Annotated in this window: 20 protein-coding genes and 1 pseudogene; 12 read left to right on the top strand and 9 right to left on the bottom strand. The window is 71.5% G+C overall.

Annotation, left to right across the window (positions count from 1 at the left end; translation table 11 throughout):
• Positions 1 to 64: 64 nt before the first annotated feature.
• Entirely contained in the window at positions 65 to 733 is a 669-nt protein-coding gene (locus ABT092_RS24590; protein ID WP_351247402.1) for an HAD-IA family hydrolase, read from the top strand.
• 26 nt (positions 734 to 759) lie between these two features.
• Here the strand turns inward: ABT092_RS24590 and ABT092_RS24585 are convergent, their stop codons facing one another.
• Genes ABT092_RS24585 through ABT092_RS24575 form a run of 3 tightly spaced genes read right to left on the bottom strand, consistent with a single transcriptional unit; the run spans position 760 to position 2,570 of the window.
• Entirely contained in the window at positions 760 to 1,362 is a 603-nt protein-coding gene (locus ABT092_RS24585; protein ID WP_351247400.1) for a GNAT family N-acetyltransferase, read from the bottom strand.
• On the bottom strand, positions 1,355 to 1,981 hold the full coding sequence (locus ABT092_RS24580) for a hypothetical protein (protein ID WP_351247398.1): 627 nt from the start codon (positions 1,979 to 1,981) through the stop codon (positions 1,355 to 1,357). The genes ABT092_RS24585 and ABT092_RS24580 overlap by 8 nt, the downstream gene beginning before the upstream one ends.
• Entirely contained in the window at positions 1,971 to 2,570 is a 600-nt protein-coding gene (locus tag ABT092_RS24575) for a TetR/AcrR family transcriptional regulator (protein WP_351247396.1), read from the bottom strand. The genes ABT092_RS24580 and ABT092_RS24575 overlap by 11 nt, the downstream gene beginning before the upstream one ends.
• A gap of 230 nt (positions 2,571 to 2,800) precedes the next feature.
• On the opposite strand from ABT092_RS24575, the gene htpG reads away from it, so the two are divergent.
• Both htpG and ABT092_RS24565 read left to right on the top strand, forming a co-directional pair.
• Positions 2,801 to 4,720, top strand: coding sequence for a molecular chaperone HtpG (gene htpG / locus ABT092_RS24570; protein WP_351247394.1), 1,920 nt, complete (start codon positions 2,801 to 2,803; stop codon positions 4,718 to 4,720).
• A gap of 82 nt (positions 4,721 to 4,802) precedes the next feature.
• A complete protein-coding gene (locus ABT092_RS24565) occupies positions 4,803 to 6,224 on the top strand; it encodes an NAD(P)/FAD-dependent oxidoreductase (protein WP_351247392.1) in 1,422 nt (473 codons plus the stop codon).
• Between the two features lie 54 nt (positions 6,225 to 6,278).
• On the opposite strand, the gene ABT092_RS24560 is transcribed toward ABT092_RS24565, so the two are convergent.
• A complete protein-coding gene (locus ABT092_RS24560; RefSeq protein WP_351247390.1) occupies positions 6,279 to 6,842 on the bottom strand; it encodes an AMIN-like domain-containing (lipo)protein in 564 nt (187 codons plus the stop codon).
• 296 nt (positions 6,843 to 7,138) lie between these two features.
• On the opposite strand from ABT092_RS24560, the gene ABT092_RS24555 reads away from it, so the two are divergent.
• Positions 7,139 to 7,357: a hypothetical protein gene (locus ABT092_RS24555; RefSeq protein WP_351247388.1), complete on the top strand. Its 219-nt coding sequence runs from the start codon at positions 7,139 to 7,141 to the stop codon at positions 7,355 to 7,357.
• A 90-nt stretch (positions 7,358 to 7,447) separates the two neighbouring features.
• A complete protein-coding gene (locus ABT092_RS24550; RefSeq protein WP_351247386.1) occupies positions 7,448 to 8,026 on the top strand; it encodes a hypothetical protein in 579 nt (192 codons plus the stop codon).
• Positions 8,027 to 8,032: 6 nt separating this feature from the next.
• Here ABT092_RS24550 and ABT092_RS24545 read toward each other — a convergent pair whose 3' ends face one another.
• A complete protein-coding gene (locus ABT092_RS24545; protein ID WP_351247384.1) occupies positions 8,033 to 8,341 on the bottom strand; it encodes a hypothetical protein in 309 nt (102 codons plus the stop codon).
• A 234-nt stretch (positions 8,342 to 8,575) separates the two neighbouring features.
• Here ABT092_RS24545 and ABT092_RS24540 point away from each other — a divergent pair, with 234 nt between their 5' ends.
• Together ABT092_RS24540 and ABT092_RS24535 are read left to right on the top strand one after the other, a co-directional pair.
• On the top strand, positions 8,576 to 9,112 hold the full coding sequence (locus tag ABT092_RS24540; RefSeq protein ID WP_351247382.1) for a hypothetical protein: 537 nt from the start codon (positions 8,576 to 8,578) through the stop codon (positions 9,110 to 9,112).
• 265 nt (positions 9,113 to 9,377) lie between these two features.
• Positions 9,378 to 10,823 carry an FG-GAP-like repeat-containing protein gene (locus ABT092_RS24535; protein WP_351247380.1) on the top strand — a complete coding sequence of 482 codons (1,446 nt, stop codon included), beginning with the start codon at positions 9,378 to 9,380 and terminating at the stop codon, positions 10,821 to 10,823.
• Between the two features lie 120 nt (positions 10,824 to 10,943).
• Here ABT092_RS24535 and ABT092_RS24530 read toward each other — a convergent pair whose 3' ends face one another.
• Complete coding sequence (locus ABT092_RS24530) at positions 10,944 to 11,501, bottom strand: SMI1/KNR4 family protein (RefSeq protein WP_351247378.1); 558 nt, start codon at positions 11,499 to 11,501, stop codon at positions 10,944 to 10,946.
• A 372-nt stretch (positions 11,502 to 11,873) separates the two neighbouring features.
• On the opposite strand from ABT092_RS24530, the gene ABT092_RS24525 reads away from it, so the two are divergent.
• The 4 genes from ABT092_RS24525 (at position 11,874) to tpg (ending at position 16,500) form a co-directional block, all read left to right on the top strand.
• Positions 11,874 to 13,019: a serine hydrolase domain-containing protein gene (locus tag ABT092_RS24525; RefSeq protein WP_351247376.1), complete on the top strand. Its 1,146-nt coding sequence runs from the start codon at positions 11,874 to 11,876 to the stop codon at positions 13,017 to 13,019.
• Between the two features lie 341 nt (positions 13,020 to 13,360).
• Positions 13,361 to 15,466 (top strand): telomere-associated protein Tap, encoded by a 2,106-nt coding sequence (gene tap, locus ABT092_RS24520; protein WP_351247374.1) that lies wholly within the window; start codon positions 13,361 to 13,363, stop codon positions 15,464 to 15,466.
• Positions 15,467 to 15,549: 83 nt separating this feature from the next.
• On the top strand, positions 15,550 to 15,942 hold the full coding sequence (locus ABT092_RS24515) for a ubiquitin family protein (protein WP_351247372.1): 393 nt from the start codon (positions 15,550 to 15,552) through the stop codon (positions 15,940 to 15,942).
• 3 nt (positions 15,943 to 15,945) lie between these two features.
• Positions 15,946 to 16,500, top strand: coding sequence for a telomere-protecting terminal protein Tpg (tpg, locus tag ABT092_RS24510; protein WP_351247370.1), 555 nt, complete (start codon positions 15,946 to 15,948; stop codon positions 16,498 to 16,500).
• 116 nt (positions 16,501 to 16,616) lie between these two features.
• Here tpg and ABT092_RS24505 read toward each other — a convergent pair whose 3' ends face one another.
• The 3 genes from ABT092_RS24505 to ABT092_RS24495 form a co-directional block, all read right to left on the bottom strand.
• Entirely contained in the window at positions 16,617 to 17,021 is a 405-nt protein-coding gene (locus ABT092_RS24505) for a transposase family protein (RefSeq protein WP_351247448.1), read from the bottom strand.
• Positions 17,003 to 17,449 carry a helix-turn-helix domain-containing protein gene (locus ABT092_RS24500; protein ID WP_351247368.1) on the bottom strand — a complete coding sequence of 149 codons (447 nt, stop codon included), beginning with the start codon at positions 17,447 to 17,449 and terminating at the stop codon, positions 17,003 to 17,005. The genes ABT092_RS24505 and ABT092_RS24500 overlap by 19 nt, the downstream gene beginning before the upstream one ends.
• A gap of 205 nt (positions 17,450 to 17,654) precedes the next feature.
• Entirely contained in the window at positions 17,655 to 17,981 is a 327-nt protein-coding gene (locus ABT092_RS24495) for a hypothetical protein (RefSeq protein WP_351247366.1), read from the bottom strand.
• A 242-nt stretch (positions 17,982 to 18,223) separates the two neighbouring features.
• On the opposite strand from ABT092_RS24495, the pseudogene ABT092_RS24490 reads away from it, so the two are divergent.
• Positions 18,224 to 18,405 (top strand): annotated as a pseudogene (locus tag ABT092_RS24490) (IS30 family transposase); the annotation flags it as partial.

The following is an 18,405-nucleotide window of genomic DNA, read 5'->3' as shown; positions in this document are numbered from 1 at the left end:
GACCCCTCGGCCGGTGGCCCGAACCGCCCTGTGCAGCGCGCGGGTCGGGTGCTAGACAGGGGGCATGCAGACCCCGTCGGCGCCCTCGGACGGCCGCCCCTTCGACGCCGTGCTGTGCGATCTGGACGGGGTGATCCGTTTCTTCGACGCATCCGTGGTCGCCCGGCTGGAACGGGAGGCCGGGCTCCCCGAGGGCACCACGGCCGCCGTCGGCTTCGCACCGGAGAACGACCAGCCGCTGCTGGAGGGGCGGATCACCCGACGGCAGTGGGCCGAGTCCATCGTCCGGGGCCTGCCCGCCGCCCTGCCCCGGCCCCGCGCCGAGGCCCTGGCCGCCGCGTTCACCCGGGCCGACTTCCGCGCGGACCCGCAGGTGGTGGCCCTTCTGCGTCGACTCCGGCGGCTGTGTCCGCTGGTGCTGGTCACCAATGCGACGGCCTGGCTCGACGACGACCTGCGGAAGATGGGGATCACGGACCTCGCGACCTCCGTCGTGAACAGCAGCGAGCTCGGCATCGTCAAACCGGATCCGCGCATCTACCGCATCGCCGCCGCCCGGGCGGGCGTGCCCCTGGACCGGTGCCTCTTCGTCGACGACCGGTCCGAGAACGTGACCGCTGCCGTCGCACTGGGGGCGACGGGCGTGGTCTACCGGGCGCGCGCCGACCTCGAACGCGCCCTCGCCCCGCTCCTCGGCGAGGACGAGGCGAGGGCGCCCGCAGCTGACCGCTGACGGGCACCCTCCACCGTCCTCCGTCCTCAGGCCGTCGCCCCCGGGCGCCACATGGCGGCGGTGGTGAGCGGACCGAGGACGAGGTGCTGCCGGGTCGTGAATCCGAAGCGCCGGTACAACCGCTCGTTCTCCGGATCCGCGGTGGTGAGGAAGATGCCGCCGGGCGCGGGCAACTCGGACACGACGTGGTCGAGGAGCCGGCGCGCCGCGCCCAGGCCCCGGTGCTCCGGGACGACACCGAGGAACTCCAGCGTCCACGCCCCCTGCGGGGTGGCCGTCTCGGCGCCGTGCGCGTAGCGCAGGGTCCGCACCAGCGCGCCCGGGCCGCAGCCGAGTCCGGTGCCCGCGACCCAGCGCGCCTTCGCCCGGGCCGGGGGCGTACCGCCCGGGGGAGTGAGCACCATCGCGGCGATCGGTACCCCGCCGCGGTCGAGGGTCAGCCGCCGCGCGCCCGGCAGCGTGTCGTGCGCGGCGAGGGTCGCGGCGAACCACCTCTCCCTGCGCACCGCCGCGTCGCCGCAGATCCACCGCAGCCCCGGTTCCCGTGCGAAGGCCGCGCTCAGGACGGTGCCGCACCCCCGGACGGAGGCGGAACGGTTCAGGACCGTCGGCCCGATCGCCTCAGCCATCGCCACGGCTCCGCAGGGGCGCCTCGGGGACCAGGTGGCACACCAGGAGCTTGAGGAAGAAGAGCGGGGCGAACCACATCAGGGCCAGCGGCACCGTCAGCCAGAACAGGTTGACGAGCACGGCCGCCGTCCACAGTCCCACTGCGACCGGCCGCTTGAGGTGCACCGGGGCGAACTCCACGGCCGCCGCGCCGCCGAGCAGCAGTCCGGCGTTGCCCAGCACCCACGCGGCGTCGCCCTCCAGGACGACCGTGCCGACCACGGCCAGGTGCAGCAGGTGCGCCCCGACGAAGACCAGCCGGCTCCGGCGGGCGTGCGCCGCCTGCCGGTGGTACCAGCGCTTGGCCGCGTTGGTCGCGTTGGTCAGGATGCCGCCGATGAGGTCGAGCCCGGCGAGGGCCACCACGACGAGTTGCACGGTGGACCAGGACTCCCGGACGCCGTCGGCGGCCGGGGACCAGAGGCCGGCGGCCAGCAGTCCGGCACAGAGCACGCCGCCGCCGATCTCCACCGCCGATTCGGCGCGGGACTTGCCGGGACCCATGAACCGTTCCAGTCGACCGGCCGGGCCGCTCGGGGTGGGCGGCACTTCCCAGTCCACGGTGAGGTCAGTGCGCACGGTCGGCCCCCTTCGTTCCCCACAGTCCGGCCAGCAGGGTCCACACCTGGGCGCGGTCGGGCTGACGGCCGGCCGCCAGGGCGCTCAGCGCCCACAGGTCGGCGGCCCCGACGACGGCGGTCGTGGCCCCGACGAGCAGTTCCCGGTCCAGGTCGGTACGGATGACGCCGAGCCGCTGCCCTTCGTCGACCAGCGCGGTGAACCAGCCCCGCCAGGCGGCGCCGCCCTCGTGGGCGGCGGCGACCTCCGCCAGGGCCAGGTCGTCGGGGTGACCCAGCAGATGCGCGGTGAGCGCGTCCGTGCCGCTCTCCAGCCCGGCCCAGAAGGTGTCGGGGTCCGAGGCGGACGGGTCGGGCCCGAGCGCGTCGAGGAGGCGGGCCAGGACGTCGTCCAGCACGGTCGAGAGGAGGTCCTCCCGCCCGTCGAAGTAGTGGTAGGCGGCGGTCTTGGAGATTCCCGCGGCCTCGATGATCTTGTTGTACGAAGCGTGCTGCGGACCGTGCTCGGCGAAGTGCTGCCGGGCGACGGCGAGGATCTCGGTCCGCCGTTCGGGGGGCAGACGATGGAAGCGGGGAAGGGGTGGAGTCACTTGTCCAACAGTACACACCTCCGGGGTGCACTGCCAGTACACCTCGGAGGTCCTCTTTCGAGTGTGTGTGCGTCTCGCCGAGGGGCCGCGGATGCCGACACCGATGGGTGTCGGTCGGACACGGGGCGTGATCCAGCCACTTCGGGCGCGCGTGGTCGCCGTCCTGACGTGGTGTTTTACAGTGGCTCCTTTCAGATCCAGCGATGAGGGCCTGAGAGGTAATCGCACCTATGTCGACCGAAGCGTTTGAGTTTCAGGTAGAAGCCCGTCAGCTGCTCCAGCTGATGATCCACTCGGTCTACTCGGACAAAGATGTCTTCCTGCGGGAACTCGTGTCCAACGCCTCCGACGCGCTGGACAAGTTGCGCCTGGAGAAGCTCTGGGACGACTCGCTCGACGCCGACGTGTCCGACCTGCACATCGACCTCGCCGTCGACCCGGACGCCCGCACGTTGACCGTGCGCGACAACGGCATCGGCATGTCGTACGACGAGGTCGGCCGGCTCATCGGCACCATCGCCAACTCCGGCACCGCGAAGTTCCTCCAGGAACTGCGGGAGGCCAAGGACGCCGCCGGCGCCGAAGGGCTCATCGGCCAGTTCGGGGTCGGGTTCTACGCCAGCTTCATGGTGGCCGACGAGGTCACCCTGCTGACCCGTCGCGCGGGGGAGGACGAGGGCACCCGGTGGACCTCGCGCGGTGAGGGCACCTACACCCTGACCAAGGTCGACGACGCGCCGCAGGGCACCTCGGTCACGCTCCACCTCAAGCCGGCCGACCCGGAGAACCAGCTCCACGACTACGTCTCCCGATGGAAGATCAAGGAGATCGTCAAACGGTACTCGGACTTCATCACCTGGCCCGTCCGGATGGCGCCCGAAGCCGCGGCCACCCCGCCGGAGGAGGGCGAGGAGACCGCTCCGACCGCCCCCGAGACGCTCAACTCCATGAAGGCCCTCTGGGCCCGCCCCCGCGCCGAGGTCACCGACGACGAGTACCACGAGCTGTACAAGCACATCGGCCGCGACTGGCAGGACCCCCTGGAGACCATCCGCCTCCAGGCCGAAGGCACCTTCGAGTACCAGGCCCTGCTCTTCCTCCCGGCACGGGCCCCGCACGACCTGTTCACCCGGGACTTCACCCGCGGTGTACAGCTCTACGTCAAGCGCGTCTTCATCATGGACGACTGCGAAGCCCTGCTGCCGCCCTACCTCCGCTTCGTCAAGGGCGTCGTCGACGCCGCCGACCTCTCGCTCAACGTGTCCCGCGAGATCCTCCAGCAGGACCGGCACATCGAGATGATGCGGCGCAGGCTCACCAAGAAGGTCCTCTCCACGGTCAAGGACATGGCCGCCAAGGACCAGGAACGCTACGCCACCTTCTGGCGTGAGTTCGGCACCGCGCTGAAGGAGGGCCTGGTCACCGACGCGGAGAACCGGGACGCCATCCTGGCCGTCGCCTCCTTCGCCAGCACCCACCACGACACCGAACTCACCACGCTCCAGCAGTACGTCGAGCGGATGAAGGACGGCCAGGAGGACGTCTACTACCTCACCGGGGAGTCCCGGCAGGCCATCGAGAACTCCCCGCACATGGAGGCGTTCCGGGACCGGGGCATCGAGGTGCTGCTGCTCACCGACGCCGTCGACGAGGTGTGGGCCGACGCCGTCGGCGAGTACCAGGGCAAGAAGCTGCGGTCCGTCGCCAAGGGCCAGATCGACCTGGACGCCGAGGACGACGGGGCGTCCGGGGACGAACGGGAGAAGCGGGCCGAGGAGTACGCCGGACTGCTCGGCTGGATGAAGGAGCAACTGGACGAGGACATCAAGGAGGTGCGCCTGTCCTCCCGGCTCACCGTCTCCCCGGCCTGCGTCGTGTCCGACGCGCACGACCTGACCCCGGCGCTGGAGAGCATGTACCGGGCGATGGGGCAGGAGACGCCCCGGGCCCAACGCATCCTGGAGCTCAACCCCGACCACCCGCTGGTCCAGGGTCTCAACCGGGCCCACCGGGAACGCGAGGACCACACCGGCCTCGCCGAGAGCGCCGAACTCCTCTACGGCCTCGCCGTCCTCGCCGAAGGCGGACAACCCAAGGAGCCGGCCCGCTTCGTCAAGCTGATGACGGACCGCCTGGAACGCGCACTGTAAGGCGGCGCGAAGGTCGGCGGCCGCCCCTCGCGGTCGGCCGCCGACCCCCTGTCACCCCGGCCCCCACAGAAACGTGACCGCCGTGCCCGACGGAGCCGCCCCCCGCAGGCCCACGGCCCTGGTGATCGGAGCCAGCGCCGCAGGGCTGCTCGCTACCGCCGCACTCGCCGAGTTCGCCGAGGTGACGCTCGTCGAACGGGACGCCCTGCCCGCTGGCGACGAGCCCCGGCGCGGCGTCCCCCAGGCCCGACACGCCCACCTGGTCTGGAGCGGTGGGGTCACGGCGCTCGGGGAACTGCTCCCCGGATTCGTCGACACCGCGGTCGCCCGCGGCGGACGCCTCGTCCACGTCATGGGGGACATGGTCTCGCGCGCCCCCAATGAGGTGTGGTTCCGACGCTTCACGGCGACCCGCCACCGCAATCTCGTCTGCTCCCGCACCCTCTTCGACGCCGTCCTGCGCGAACGGGTCCTGCCCCACCGCAACGTGACCCTCCAGCAGCGCACCACGGCGGTGCAGCTGCTCGGCGGCCCCCGACGGGTGACCGGCGTACGCGTCCACCAGGGCGACGGCACGCACGAGCTGACCGCCGACCTCGTCGTCGACGGCTCCGGCCGCGGTTCCGCCGCCCCCCGCTGGCTCGGTGACCTGGGCCTCCCCGACGCCGCGGTGCGCGAGGTCACCGCGGGCGTCGCCTACGCCACCCGGCTGTACCGGGCCCCGGGCAGCACCGGGTCGACGGCCTTCCCCGTCGTCAACGTGCAGGCCAACCCCGCCAAACCCCCCGGCCGGGGCGGCATCATCCTGCCCGTCGAGCGGGGGAGGTGGCTCGTTACCCTCTCCGGGACCCGCGGCGGCGAACCCACCGGCGACCCGGACTCCTTCCTCGCCTTCGCCCACGGACTCGGCGATCCGGTCATCGGCGAACTCCTCCGGCACGCCGTCCCCCTGAGCGCAGTGCACACCACCCGCGCCACCACCAACCGGCGCCGCTACTTCGAGCGGGCGGGCCGCTGGCCGGACGGCTTCCTCGTACTCGGCGACGCGGTGGCCGGCTTCAACCCCGTCTACGGCCACGGTCTCACCGTCGCCGCACAGAGCGCCCTCGCGGTGCGGGACGTGCTCGCCACCAGGGCCCTGACCGCCGTGGGCACCGCCCGGCGCCTCCAGCGCGCCGTGGCCCGGCCGGTCTCCGCCGCCTGGGACCTCGCCGTCGGCCAGGACGTCTTCTACCCCGGCGCCACCGACACGCCCCCCACCCTCCTGGACCGGCTGAACGCCCGCTTCGTGGACCGGGCCGTCACCACCGGGGCCCGCAACCCCCGAGCACTCGGTGCCCTGCTGGACGTGATGGGCCTGGAGCGGCCCCCGATCCGTCTGCTCGCCCCCGACATGCTCCTGCCCATGCTGATCGGCCCCCGCACGCCTCGCCTGTCGGCCCCTCCGCTCACCGAGGCGGAACGTGCCGCCGCCCGGCCCGTGACGGCACCTCCGCACGGCTGAACGCCCTGTCGCCCGTCCTGCGCGGCCACCGGGCCGCGCAGGACGAGAAGCCTCCTACCAGGTGTGCGCCACGTCCACGATCAGCCGGTCACCCGACTGGAGGACCCGGAAGGGCAGCCTCGCGCGCACCCCCACTCCCACCTGGGTGCGCCCCTCGAAGCTCGCACCGAACTTGGTGTCCTTGAAGGTGCGGTACCCGGTGACGTCCACCCCGGGCAGCGACCGCCCGGCCCGACCGGGATAGACCACCGTGCCGGTGGCCGGGTCGTACGCCGGCGCGTTCACGTAGACCTGGAGGATGGCGCCCCCCTGCACCGGTATCTGCGTGCCGGTGCCGTCCTGGTGGAACGCGTCCACGTAGCCGACGTGGTAACCGACGGTGCCGGACGTGCCGGTGATGTCGAAGACCATGCGGTCATAGCACGCGTGCTGACCGGTTCTGATGTTCTGCAACGGTTCCACGACCGATGCGGCGGACGAGGTGGTGCCGCTCCCCCAGGGAGTGGAACACACCGTCGCGGCGGCCCGACCGGGCACGGCGTGCGCCGCGCCCGCCGTGCCCACCAGGGTGGCACCCGTCAGTGCCAGAGCGCCGACAACCATTCCTAAACGTCGCATGACCTACCTCCAGTGAGCGGAAACACGGATGGTGCGCGGTGGGGACGGTACTCCCCTGCGCCTCTCCACCCTCCCGCCCCGGCACCCACCGCCGACATCCGCGCACACCCCCAACCCCGCAGGGGAAATCACCTAGGTACGTGCGCACCCGCGCACCAAGGGAATTCACCCGGGAGGAACGCCCACCGCTCGACCGGCGGCACCGCCGACCGGACACCGCCCCGGGAACTCTCCGGCGCCGTGCTTCGTCCTCCCGTACGGGCCATCCGGTCCGAGCGAGGGAAGAGGGGGCGGCCGTGGAAGCACACGGAACGGAGAAGCTGGAGACCACCCTGAGCAGCGGTCGACGGGTGACGCTGTCGCTGCCGCCCACGGACGCGCCGTGGGCCGAAGGCGGCGTCGGGGCCCTGCGCCCCGTCCCGCCCACGCACACGGGCCGCGGCGAGGAGCCCCCGCTGCTGCCCGAGCCGCCCGCACTGCCCGTCTCGGTGGCGCTGCTGGGGCTGGGAACCTGACGTCGGCCCCGTCCCCCTGCGCATTTTGCCCCGACCGGCCGATGCCACATGCTGTCGTCACACGGGACGGCCAGTGAATCGGAGAGGGACATGAACCACGCCCAGCGCACTGCGCTGGGCCGGGCGCTGCGCGTGTTGGGCGAACACGGCGACCGGCTCACCACGGAGACCACCGACGCGGAGCTGCACGAGGTCCGGGACGACGTGCGCAGGGCCCTGAGCCTGCTCGAAGAGGCCTTCAGCACGACCAAGCCGACCACCCGCTGCCCCGAGCACCCCAACGGTCCGGTGGACGAGGACGCCAGGGACCTGTGCCTCCTGTGCGAGACCCGCCGCCGCGCCTCGCGCCACCAGGGTCCCGTGAACGGCGCTCGGGAACGCTCCGGCGAGCACGAGCCGACGCCACGGGTGCCGTCCCGCTACGGCCTGCGCGAGGACCGACCGCAGCCGCACGAACGCTGGCTGCCCGAGCTGTGGAACGGGCAGAACTGGCAGCTGTGCGGGACGCCGCGCCGGAGCCGCCGCGACGCCGAGGCGTACATCGCCGCCCAGCGGGACGCGCCCCGAGCGGCCTCCGCGTACCGGCTCGTCCAGGCGTTCACCGACCATGAGGTCGTCCGGGTCTGGGGCACCCCGGTCCTGCGCCCCACGCGCCTCACGGACGGCTGAAGGCCGTCACCCTCCCCCGGAGGGCGGCCGCCCCGCACCCCCGGGCCGGCGGACGCGAACGGTGCCGGCGTCCAGGTCGACCTGGACGGGCGGAGCTTCCGCAGGTCTCACGTTCTTGCGTACGCGTTCCTGCTCCAGCGCCCGCTTGGACGCCTGGGCGGCGGGCGAACCCTCCTGGAGGAGATCGGCCCCGATGGACGAGAGTCCCTTGGTCTTGCGCCAGTAGACCCAGCCCCTGCGCTCCCAGGCCAGGAGGACCCGGTCCGCGAGGAACACCGAGGCGGCCGACCCGGCGGCCCAGGCCGCGATCACCATGCCGTCCACGATCAGTCACCGCCTCCCGCCCGGCCGACCCGCCGGCCGGGGCGTCGAACCGAGCAGGGTGCCCGGCGGGGGGAGAGGACCGGTAAGGAGACATCCATGGACCGAGCCTAATGGGCCGCCCCTCCTCGGGGACCACATGGTGCGATTCGTCGGACCCGCACCCCCGCGGCGGCTACTGTGTGAACACGCTGCGCTGCGTACCGTGTCCGCGCGAGGAGGAATACCGTGTCATCGCCCTGTGACCCCCGACATGCCGCCCCCGGTGACGTGGGCGGAGCACTCATGATGATCGACTCTCAGCTCAAGGCCGTTTACGACGGCAAGAGCGAGATCGACCCCGAACAGCGCGCACTCATCGACCAGTTCACCGCGTCCATGGACTCCAGCGGGCTCGACGACCTGCTGGACGGCGCGTGCACCCTCATTTACATGTTCATGAAGTGGTTGCGGATGGCCTATGAGGAGCACGACAAGGACGTCATCGAGTGCGTCGTGCCCGACGTGGTGGCGACCCTGCGCATGATGCCCAAGAGCGTGCGCCCCGAAGTCATCCCCACCATGGCCGGCCTGCTCGTCGCCGCGGGCACCGGCCTGAGCCCCAACCTGTGGCGCAAGCAGTACGGCTACTGGAAGAAGGAGGAGATGAACTCCCTGGAAGCCACGGTCTCCCTGCTCGCCGAGCACATCAACCGACTCACGGACGACCGCAACTTCGCCACCCGCATGATCATCGAAGCCCTGGCCAGTCTGCAGGACGACTGAAACGCCCTCGCCCGGCGGGGGCCGCACACGCCGACCACCCGGGGACCCGACGTCCCCGCCGCTCCCTCGGGTTCCCCTGATCTTCGTCCGTACCGCCTACAACCTTCGCCTCCTGTCGATCGTCCTTCATGCATCGACCATCCGTGCGCTCGCGGGGTGCTCCGTGCGCCCGCGGGTGCAACGGTCACGTCGACGACGGGCTACCCGCCCGTACCGAACGACACAGGACACCCGCTAGGGCCCGTCCCCATCGCAGGAGACCCGTATGCATCCACGTCTCAGACTCGCCCTCGCCACCGCCACCACGGTCGCGTTGACCGGCGGGCTCCTCACGGCCGTGGCCGGCCCCGCGGCCGCCGCACCCCTCGCCGCCTCGGACGCGGACTTCAACGACGACGGCTACGCGGACGTGGCCGTCTCGGCCAGTGCCGCCACCGTCGCGGGCCACGCCGCCGCCGGCCAGATCGTCGTCATCTACGGGGGTCGCTCGACCACCCGGAAGGTCGCGATCAGCCAGAACACCGCCGGCGTCCCCGGCAGCGCCGAGAAGGAAGACCGGTTCGGCGGTGACACCGCTTACGGCGACTTCGACAAGGACGGCTACGACGACCTCGCCGTCGGCGCGTTGGGCGAGGACCTGGGCAGCGACAAGGACGGTGGCACCGTCATCATCCTGTGGGGCTCGGCCTCGGGCCTGAAGGGCGGCTCGACCGTCGTCGACCCGCGCCCCACCAAGCACGACCGGTTCGGTAGGGCCCTGGAAGCGGCCGACTTCGACAAGGACGGCAGGGTGGACCTGGCGATCGCCTCCCGCGACTCCGCCACCGTCGACGTACTGCGCGGCGGCTTCAACCGCTCGGCCAAGCCCGCCGGGCGGTACACCGTCACTCCGGCGATCTTCGACGGCGCGGGCGACGGAGTGCAGAACCTCCACTCGGGCGACGCCAACGGTGACGGCCGCGAGGACCTGATCGTCAACGGGTACTCCAAGAGCGACGGGTACAACGCCAACTACTGGTTGCCCGGCTCGTCCCGCGGTGCCACGACCTCCGGAGCCCAGAAGCTCCCGGCGGGCATCATCACCGACATCGGTGACACGAACCACGACGGCTTCCAGGACATCGTGTTCGGCATCAACTGGGACAGCGGCATATCCGGCTCCGCCCTGGGAGGCCGTGTGATGATCGCCAAGGGCACGCGCTCGGGCCCGGCGCACGGCCAGCGCCAGTCGTTCACCCAGAACACCCCCGGGGTGCCCGGCGGCAGCGAGAAGGCGGACAGCTTCGGCACGGAGCTGGACCTCGGCGACGTCAACGGGGACAAGCGGCTCGACCTGGTCATCGGGGCCCCCGGCGAGGACCTGTCGGGCGGCAAGGACCAGGGCACGGTCACCGTCCTGTACGGCGCCGCCAACGGATCCGGCATCAGCACGGTCGGCGCCCGGTCGTTCAGCCAGAACACGCCTGGTGTCCCCAACAGCGACGAGACCGGGGACTTCTTCGGCTCGGACGTCCACGTGGACGATCTGGACGGGGACGGCCGCGGTGACGTGCTCGTGGGCGCGGTGGGCGAGGACGGCGGCAACGGCGCGGTGTACGCACTGCGTTCCCAGACCAACGGCACGTTCACCTCTCCCGCCGGCATCTACGTCACCAGCGTCGGGGTGTCGACGGCCGGTTCGCCGCGTCTGGGCAACAACTTCTCCGACTGACCGACCGAGACCCCGCGGCCTTCCGCCACGTTCTCCGGCCGATCACGCCCGCACCCCTCGGTGCGGCGCGTGGTCGGCCGGCGGCGTGCACAGGCCCGATGGGGAGCGCCGGCGTGTCGGCTACGCGCTGCTGGACAGCCGGTTCGCGGCCTGTGCCCACGGCAGGGGACCGACCACGTCGTCCCCGCTGAAGGAGTCCTCCTCGTACCAGCCCGTTCCGGCCAGCCAGGTCTCCCACCAGGCCACGAGGCTTGAGGAGTCCTGGAACCAGCACTCCTCCCACGATCCGCCGCTGTACGGATTCGGTTCGAAGAGCAGGACCTGGCCGTCCGCGCTGAGACAGTCGACGCCCGCGTACATGGCACAGCCCCAGGTCAGGATCGGTACGACGCCTTCGGGCCACTCAGGGTGCTCCGCTCCGACGGACGCCTCGCGCCGCGCCAGGTACTCGCCGGTGACGCTGGAGCCCGGCCCGAGCAGCGGCAACAGCTGGTGGTCGGGGCCGAAGCCCCCGTCGGCGACCTCGCGGTACAGGCGCGCGAGCAGGGGGTGCAGGGGGAAACCGAGCCGTCCCTCGGCCTCCGTGATCTGGTCGTCGCCGACCGGACGGGGAAGGCGTTCGCCGTCCGAGGCGGCCCGAACGGCAACGCGGTGCACGAGGTCATCGGTGTCGGTCATGAGCCCGATGCTGTCAGAGCGCACTGACAGGTCGACGGCCGAGGTTCCGGGTCGCGTTCGTCCGCCGCCACTCGCCGCTGGGCGAGGTCCCCCTCCGCCCCCCGATGCCGAAGCGCGGGGGCTTCCCCGGTCCCGCTGATCGCCGTGCTGTCAGGTCGCCCGGCCCGCAGACCACCGACGATCCGCTCCCCGGCGCGTGCCGTCGGGACGGCATTCCCGGACCCGGGACGGCCCGGCTCGGGAACCGCCCGCGCTTCCGCGTGAACCGCCCGCGCGAAATGACCGATAGGGGCCCAACTCCGTTGTGACGGGCAACACGACGCCCCTCGGGGGCGTCCCCTTCACCAACGGCGCCAACCGAGGGAGCGGAAGATGTCAGCAGGTACGGGCCGCACGACATGGGTCATCGCGGTGGCGGCACTCGTCACCGGCGCGTTGGTGGCACCCGCCGCCGCGGTTGAAGGGGGCGGGGGCGGTCACGGAGCAACCCAGCGGGCGCTCGAACAGGCGGTGCGGGACGGGGTCCCCGGCGCCGTCGCCCAGGCGCGGGACCGGGCCGGGAGCTGGAACGGCACCGCGGGCGTCGGCGAACTGGGCACGGGGAAGGAGCGCACGACCCAGGACCGGTACCGCATCGGATCCATCACCAAGACCTTCGTCGCCACCGTCCTGCTCCAACTGGAGGCCGAGGGGCGTCTCGACCTCGATGACAGCGTGGAACGGTGGCTCCCGGGCACCGTCCGGGGCAACGGTCACGACGGCCGGCACATCACCCTGCGCCAGCTCCTCAACCACACCAGCGGCGTCTACAACTACACCTCCGACCCCGGCTACCAGGCCAAGATCTTCGGAGAGGGCTTCCTCCAGCACCGCTACGACACCTGGGCCCCCGAACAACTGGTCGACATCGCGATGCGGCACAGGCCCTACTTCGCTCCCGGAGCCGGCTGGCGGTACTCCAACACCAACTACACCCTCGCCGGAATGGTCATCGAGAAGGTGACCAACCGGAGCTACGAGTCCGAGGTCGAACGCCGGATCCTGCGCCCGCTCCGGCTCCGCGCCACCTCCGTCCCCAGCACCGATCCCAAGATGCCGTCCCCCGCGAGCCGCGCCTACTCCCCGCTCACCGCGGACCCGGGTGCGGAGATCCGCGACGTGACCGAGCTGAACCCCTCGCTGGCCGGCGCCGGCGGCGGCATGATCTCCGACTCCAAGGACCTGCAGAAGTTCCTCCGTGCCCTGCTGAAGGGCGGACTGCTCCCGCCCGAGCAACAGAAGGCCCTGACCACGACGGTGCCGATCGACCCCCAACAGCCGGAACACCGCTACGGCCTCGGCATCCAGTCCACCCGGCTCAGCTGCGGCAAGGAGGTCTGGGGCCACGGCGGAGGCATCCACGGCTCGCAGTCCGAGGTGTTCGCCACCCGGAACGCGAGCCATTCGCTGGCGCTGAACTTCAACGGCGACTGGGCGGGGAACACCGGGGCGGTGATCGAGGCGGAGTTCTGTGGGTAGTCGCCAGACCCTCACGGCGTGACTCCCGGCGTCCTCGTGGCCGGCCGCCGCCTCGGCAAGGGCTCGGCCGGGGCGGCGGCGCTGGCTGGTGTGGATCAGCGTGTGGCGCAGCAACGACCAACTCGGCACGGCCGGGCACCAGCGTCCGGGAAGGCGAGGAGACCCTCCGCGCGGCGCCGTCAACGGGGGTCGGGCTCCGCTCACTTCCACCGGCCGCGGTGCACGCTGCGAGCACCATCCCCCCGCTCGGTTCCACCCCGGACGCAATCATCCGGGCGGGTTAAAAAATGAGTTAAATATGGGGGGTGTGCTGCTAGCCTTCGGCGCGGAGGTGAAGCCGTATGGCGACCGAGGAAGAGTTGTTCGCGAACATCGACGCCTTGCTGGAGGAGGAGCCGCAGCTCCCGTCCCCGGCGGAGCGCGCCCGGCTGCGAGAGGCCGCCGGCATCACCCAGGCCCGCCTCGCGGCCGCGTTGAAGACGTCGACGCAGACCGTGAAGAACTACGAGAACGGCAGGAGCGAGCCGAAGGAGCCGCGTCTTTCGGCGTACCAGCGGCTGCTGAACGGCTGGGCGGCGAAGTACCCCGTGCACGGCGCCGGCCCCGCAACCGCGCCCGCCCCGGCCGTCGCCCGCCGGTCGGCTCCCGCGACGTTCGCCCGCCCGATTGCCTCCGCGCCGGAGACAGCGGCTCCGGCAACGCCTCCCACTCCTCCGGCCACGCCTCGGGCCCGGGCCCCGCGCCCCGCGGTGTCGTCGTGGAAGGCTGTGAAGCCCACGATCGATCCGCGGTTCCCGCACGGGCCGCTTGCCGTGCTGGACGGCGACGGTTCCGCGTACGGTGTCGACGGGATCGTGCTGGACTGTCCGGCCACCACCGTGGCGGAGCTGGTGGAGTGGACGCTGCGCGAGTCCGGCCTCGGTGCGCCGAAGCTCAACCGCTACGGCAAGGACTCCGACCCCTTGATCGTGCTCACGGCGGCAGCCGCGGTGATGCTCGGGCTGCCCGAGCACCTGGAGGGCCACGAGCAGCGCCGCTCCCTGCGCCTTTCGGCAGACCACCCGGTCGTCCAGCAGGTGGCGAGAGCGAAGTGGCAGCTCACCCAGCGCGGCTTCGGCCCGTGGGTGCGGATCTATCGCAAGGCCCAGGGCCGCGACCGGCAGTGCGTCCAACTCGCGGTCCTGTCGTGGGGCGCCCTCGACGAGCGGTCCTGGCCCGGCGTCGCCGAGATGGAGCCGGCCGACATCGCCCGCGTCCTCGGCGTCTACGCCCAGCGCGTCATCACCCCGCGCGGTTCCACCGCCGTCTCCGGACTGGAACTGATGACCGCGCTGCGCCCGCCCACGCGCGCCGTGTGGGACGAAGCGACCGGGAACTGGGTGCCCGGCCACAACCCGGGCTCGCTGGGGACGGAACCGATGGACCCGGCGCCGCCGGAGTCCACTCCGGAGCACCCCGTCGTGGTGAACTCCGGCTGGACCGGTGGCTTCCTCAACGAAGAGGCCTACCAGTGGGTGCGCCCGGTGAACCTGCTCACCGACGAGGAGTGCACGCTGCCGTACGCGGTCGGCCTGGACCTCAACACCGCGTTCCTCGCCGCCGCCGGCCGCCTGGTCGTCGGCCTCAGCGCCCCGGACCACTTCCACGCCCCGAAGTTCAACCCGAAGATCCCCGGGTCCTGGCTGGTCGACCTGTCCCACATCGAGCTGGACCCGCGCCTGCCCAGCCCGTTCACTCCGGACGGCACCCGCCCCACCGGCCCTGCCTGGTACCAGACGCACACCGTCGCCTACGCCCAGGAGCTCGGCCACAACGTCCACCCGATCGAGGCGTACCTGCGCCGCGAGACCGGCGCCTACCTGGACCCGTGGCACGGCCGCCTCAAGACGGCCTACGCCGACACCCTCGCCGACCTCGGCGTCACCAAGGACCTCACCGACACGGAGTTCCTCGCCGCGATGGAGCGGCACAAGCACGTCGACCCGGCCCTGACCGCGGTGCTGGCCGCCATCAAGGCCACGGTCAAGGGAGGCGTCGGCAAGCTGCGTGAGCGCCCACAGGGCAAGAACTACCAGGACGGCGACCGCTGGCCGGCCCTGGAACGCCCGACCTGGCGCCCCGACATCCGCGCCGCCGTCATCAGCAAGGCCCGGGTCAACATGCACCGCAAGCTGGGCAACATGGCCAAGATGACGGGCCTGTTCCCGCTCGCCGTACTGTCCGACTGCGTCGTCTACCCGAGCCCCGGCGACAGCCCGCTCGCCTTCCTGCCGTACGCGGCCTCGGGCAAGCCGCAACCCGGCGGCTTCCGCCTCGGCCCCACCCCGGGCCTGGCGAAGCTGGAGGGCGCCCAGTCGATGCTGTGGGCGGTCGACCTGATGGAGCAGGGCCTCAACCCGGCCCGCCACATCAAGGGCGGCGACGCCGTCTTCGACGACGGCGAGTGAGGCCGCGGACCACCGCCCGTCGGCGGGGCGCCGTGCCACCGGGGCCGGCGTGGACGCCGAACCGCACCGAAGGAGCCGTACCGATGAACGCCCCCGACGCCCCGTCCCCGCAGTGGCCCGTTCCCGCTGCCGCGCCCACCCATGACCCGGCGCTGTTCGCACGGGCGATGCGGGACATGCGCCTGACCTGGCGCGCCCGCGGCGTCCTGGCCGAACTTGCCACCGGTTATCTCCCCGGACAGGAGCCCAAGGTCAGCGAACTGGCCTCCCTCACCCGTGGCGAGCGCCTGGCCGCCGAGGGCCGCGAGGCCTTCCGCAAAGCGATCGGCGAGCTGCGCAGCCTCGGTTACCTCTCACTCGACGCCACCACCGTCTCCGGTGTGGGCGAGCGCCTGGTCGTGGACCTCGCCCCGGCTGCCGGCGCCCGCATGATCCCCCGGCGGTACGGCCACGGCCCCCTGACGGACGGGAGCTGACCGGTGGGGGAGATCGAGGACGCCATCGAGCGAGCCGACCAGGAGACGTTCACCCGTCAGCCGCCCAAGGGCCTCAAAGCCCGCATCAACTTCCTGCTGGGGCAGATGAAGACCACCAAGGCCGTCGCAGCGGAGATCGGGGTCAGCCAGCGCTCGGTGGAGCGCTACCGCGCCGGCGAGCGCAAACACCCGCCCAAGGACATCGCCGACCGGATCGAGGCGGCCGTCCGTGCCCGCTGGCAGCCGAAGGTCCGAGGACGCCGCCGAAAGCAGGCCGCCACCAGGACGGGCATCACCGTCGAGACCCGCGCCCGCTTCGGCTACACCGCACCGATCGGCACCACCGACGACGGCCGCATGCGCCGCCTCACCGTCCACCTTCCACCGGCCTACGCCCGCCGCCTCTTCGACGCCCGGCAAGAGGGCGCCACCGACCAGCAGATGCGCGACATCGTCGCCGAAGGGCTGCAGGAGGTGTACTTCAGGGACGGCGGACAACGCGCCTTGGCCCTCGAGGTCGCCTTCACCGACATCGACTACTTCGACGTGTCCTTCTGAGAAGGACGTGCACTGAGCCTCCGCCAACTTGAAGTCCCAGGTCAAAAGGCTGGTGTGATCCGTTCTCGGGGTGCTCGTGCTGGTCGTGGGCGGGAGTCCGCGGAGAAGATCATTCGTCAGCGGTTGACTTCGAGGTTTGTCAGGACGAGCAGAGCGCGCAGGAGTTGGGTGGCGTGGGCGGGATCGGTGCGGAGCTTGGTGAGGATCCGCCAGTTCTTGAGGTGGGCGAAGCCGTGCTCGACCGGTGCGCGTCCGACGGCGAGGACTCGGTTGGCGTCCTTCTGGCCTGGCGTGAGCTTGTGGGTGCGGCTGGCGGTGTAGCCGGTGACGATCACGGGGTCGCGGATGTCGTTGTCCAGGCCGCGGAAGCCGAGATCCGCCAGCGCCCCGAGGCCGGCGGCACGCAGGTGGGCCAGGATGTGATCGTGGCGGGCGGCGGTGTTGTCGTGGGTGCGGCCGGGCCGGGCGGCGGATATCCAGATCAGGCGCCCCTTCTCGTCGGTCAGAGCGAGGAAATGCAGGCCATGGCTGCGGTGCTTGCCGGAATAGTTCCGCCGGTCGCCCGTTCGGTGCGGCGCCTCGTGCGGATGAGGGTGCCGTCGATCAGGACCACCTCCCCGCCCTGCTTGGCGATCTTCTTCAGGGCGCGGTCCAGGCGCGGCGCCTGGGCGGCGAGCAGTCCGATCAGCTCGTCCCGCCACCGGCCGACCGTGGACTCGGACACGTTGTTGCCGCTGGCCATGTCGGCCAAGCGCTGGTCGTGGCGCAGTACGGCCAGGACGATCACTGCGATCTTCCCCGGCGGCAGGATCCGCCACCTGGACCTGATCGCCTTCAGATGGCGCCTGAGCAGATCGGCGAGGTGGTTGACGGTGCGCGTGGACAGAGGCAGACGGCACTGGTAGACAAGTGGGCAGGTATCCTCGGCGCGCTTCTTGGTATTCGTCACACAATTCCAACGGCCGTCGGGGGCAACCTGGTTACGGCCGGGCCGCGCCACTCCGGGCCGCGGTGCCCCTGGTCACAGGCGTGTGGTCAACCGGCCGTCGGGAAGTTTCCGCAGCCAGCCGTGATCGACGAGTCTGACCAGCTTCCCGCGTAGCGGTTCCAGCTTGGCCCGCACGCTGACGTCCACCCCCAGCACCTCCCCGGCCTCACGAGGCCATGACCGGTCCTGCGGCCTGCCGCACGGCGGTGATGATGCGCTGGTAGTCCCACGGAAGCGAGCCCTCCTCCACACCTGGTTCGCGGTGCGGAATCAGCATCACCGCTCGTCCGGCCACCTGCCTGGGCATGGGCGCGGCCGAGGCGCGTTCCTCAGCGAGCTGCCCGGACATCCGTTCAAGGACCCGTTCGGCGACAGCGAACTCATCCCGCTCAGCCCGCGCCGCGGCCAACTCCTTTGCCAGCCGTTCTTCGAGTTCGTCCAGTTCCGCGCGCCGCGCGGTGATCCGTTCCAGCAGCTCGGATCCAGCATGCACAGACCGTAGAGGCCAGTTGATGAGGATTTCCGGACAAGGGTGTGATCGAGTGGCTTTGTTCACGAGCCGACGGCACACACGAGTTTGGGCAGGACTCGAAGCTCTGTAGACGTCGAGCAATTCATGGCCCCGCGCAGCACGGGCCCCTGCCAAGACTCCTTGGGTTCTATCGGTCCTCGCAACACCCGCGATCTGTGGGAGTTGCGAGGACCGTGGGCGTTGGGCGGGATGATCTTGCGGGGTTGGGGGAGCGTTTCCTCGCGCGGCTGGATGCCGTGGGGAATGTGACCGTGGTGGCGGGTGAGCTGGGGGTGAACCGGAACACTGCTTTCGGATGGGCCCGGAAGGTCGGGCGGTGCTCGGTGCGCCTGCCGCGGCGGCATCCCGGGCGCGACGAGTACGAGCGGCTTCGGGCCGCCGGTGT

Origin of the sequence: Streptomyces sp. NPDC002490 (genome assembly GCF_040296045.1) — a bacterium.
In the GTDB taxonomy this organism is placed as follows: domain Bacteria; phylum Actinomycetota; class Actinomycetes; order Streptomycetales; family Streptomycetaceae; genus Streptomyces.
Note: the sequence above shows the minus strand (reverse complement) of the source record. Positions and strands in the feature narration are given on the sequence as shown.

Bases quoted from the DNA above. Each gene is read 5' to 3' on its own strand.
- ABT092_RS24535 (WP_351247380.1), top strand. From the start codon at position 9,378: ATGCATCCACGTCTCAGACTCGCCCTCGCCACCGCCACCACGGTCGCG.
- ABT092_RS24560 (WP_351247390.1), bottom strand. From the start codon at position 6,842: ATGCGACGTTTAGGAATGGTTGTCGGCGCTCTGGCACTGACGGGTGCC.
- ABT092_RS24585 (WP_351247400.1), bottom strand. From the start codon at position 1,362: ATGGCTGAGGCGATCGGGCCGACGGTCCTGAACCGTTCCGCCTCCGTC.
- ABT092_RS24525 (WP_351247376.1), top strand. From the start codon at position 11,874: ATGTCAGCAGGTACGGGCCGCACGACATGGGTCATCGCGGTGGCGGCA.
- ABT092_RS24590 (WP_351247402.1), top strand. From the start codon at position 65: ATGCAGACCCCGTCGGCGCCCTCGGACGGCCGCCCCTTCGACGCCGTG.
- tap (WP_351247374.1), top strand. From the start codon at position 13,361: ATGGCGACCGAGGAAGAGTTGTTCGCGAACATCGACGCCTTGCTGGAG.
- ABT092_RS24545 (WP_351247384.1), bottom strand. From the start codon at position 8,341: ATGGTGATCGCGGCCTGGGCCGCCGGGTCGGCCGCCTCGGTGTTCCTC.
- ABT092_RS24550 (WP_351247386.1), top strand. From the start codon at position 7,448: ATGAACCACGCCCAGCGCACTGCGCTGGGCCGGGCGCTGCGCGTGTTG.
- htpG (WP_351247394.1), top strand. From the start codon at position 2,801: ATGTCGACCGAAGCGTTTGAGTTTCAGGTAGAAGCCCGTCAGCTGCTC.
- ABT092_RS24515 (WP_351247372.1), top strand. From the start codon at position 15,550: ATGAACGCCCCCGACGCCCCGTCCCCGCAGTGGCCCGTTCCCGCTGCC.
- ABT092_RS24530 (WP_351247378.1), bottom strand. From the start codon at position 11,501: ATGACCGACACCGATGACCTCGTGCACCGCGTTGCCGTTCGGGCCGCC.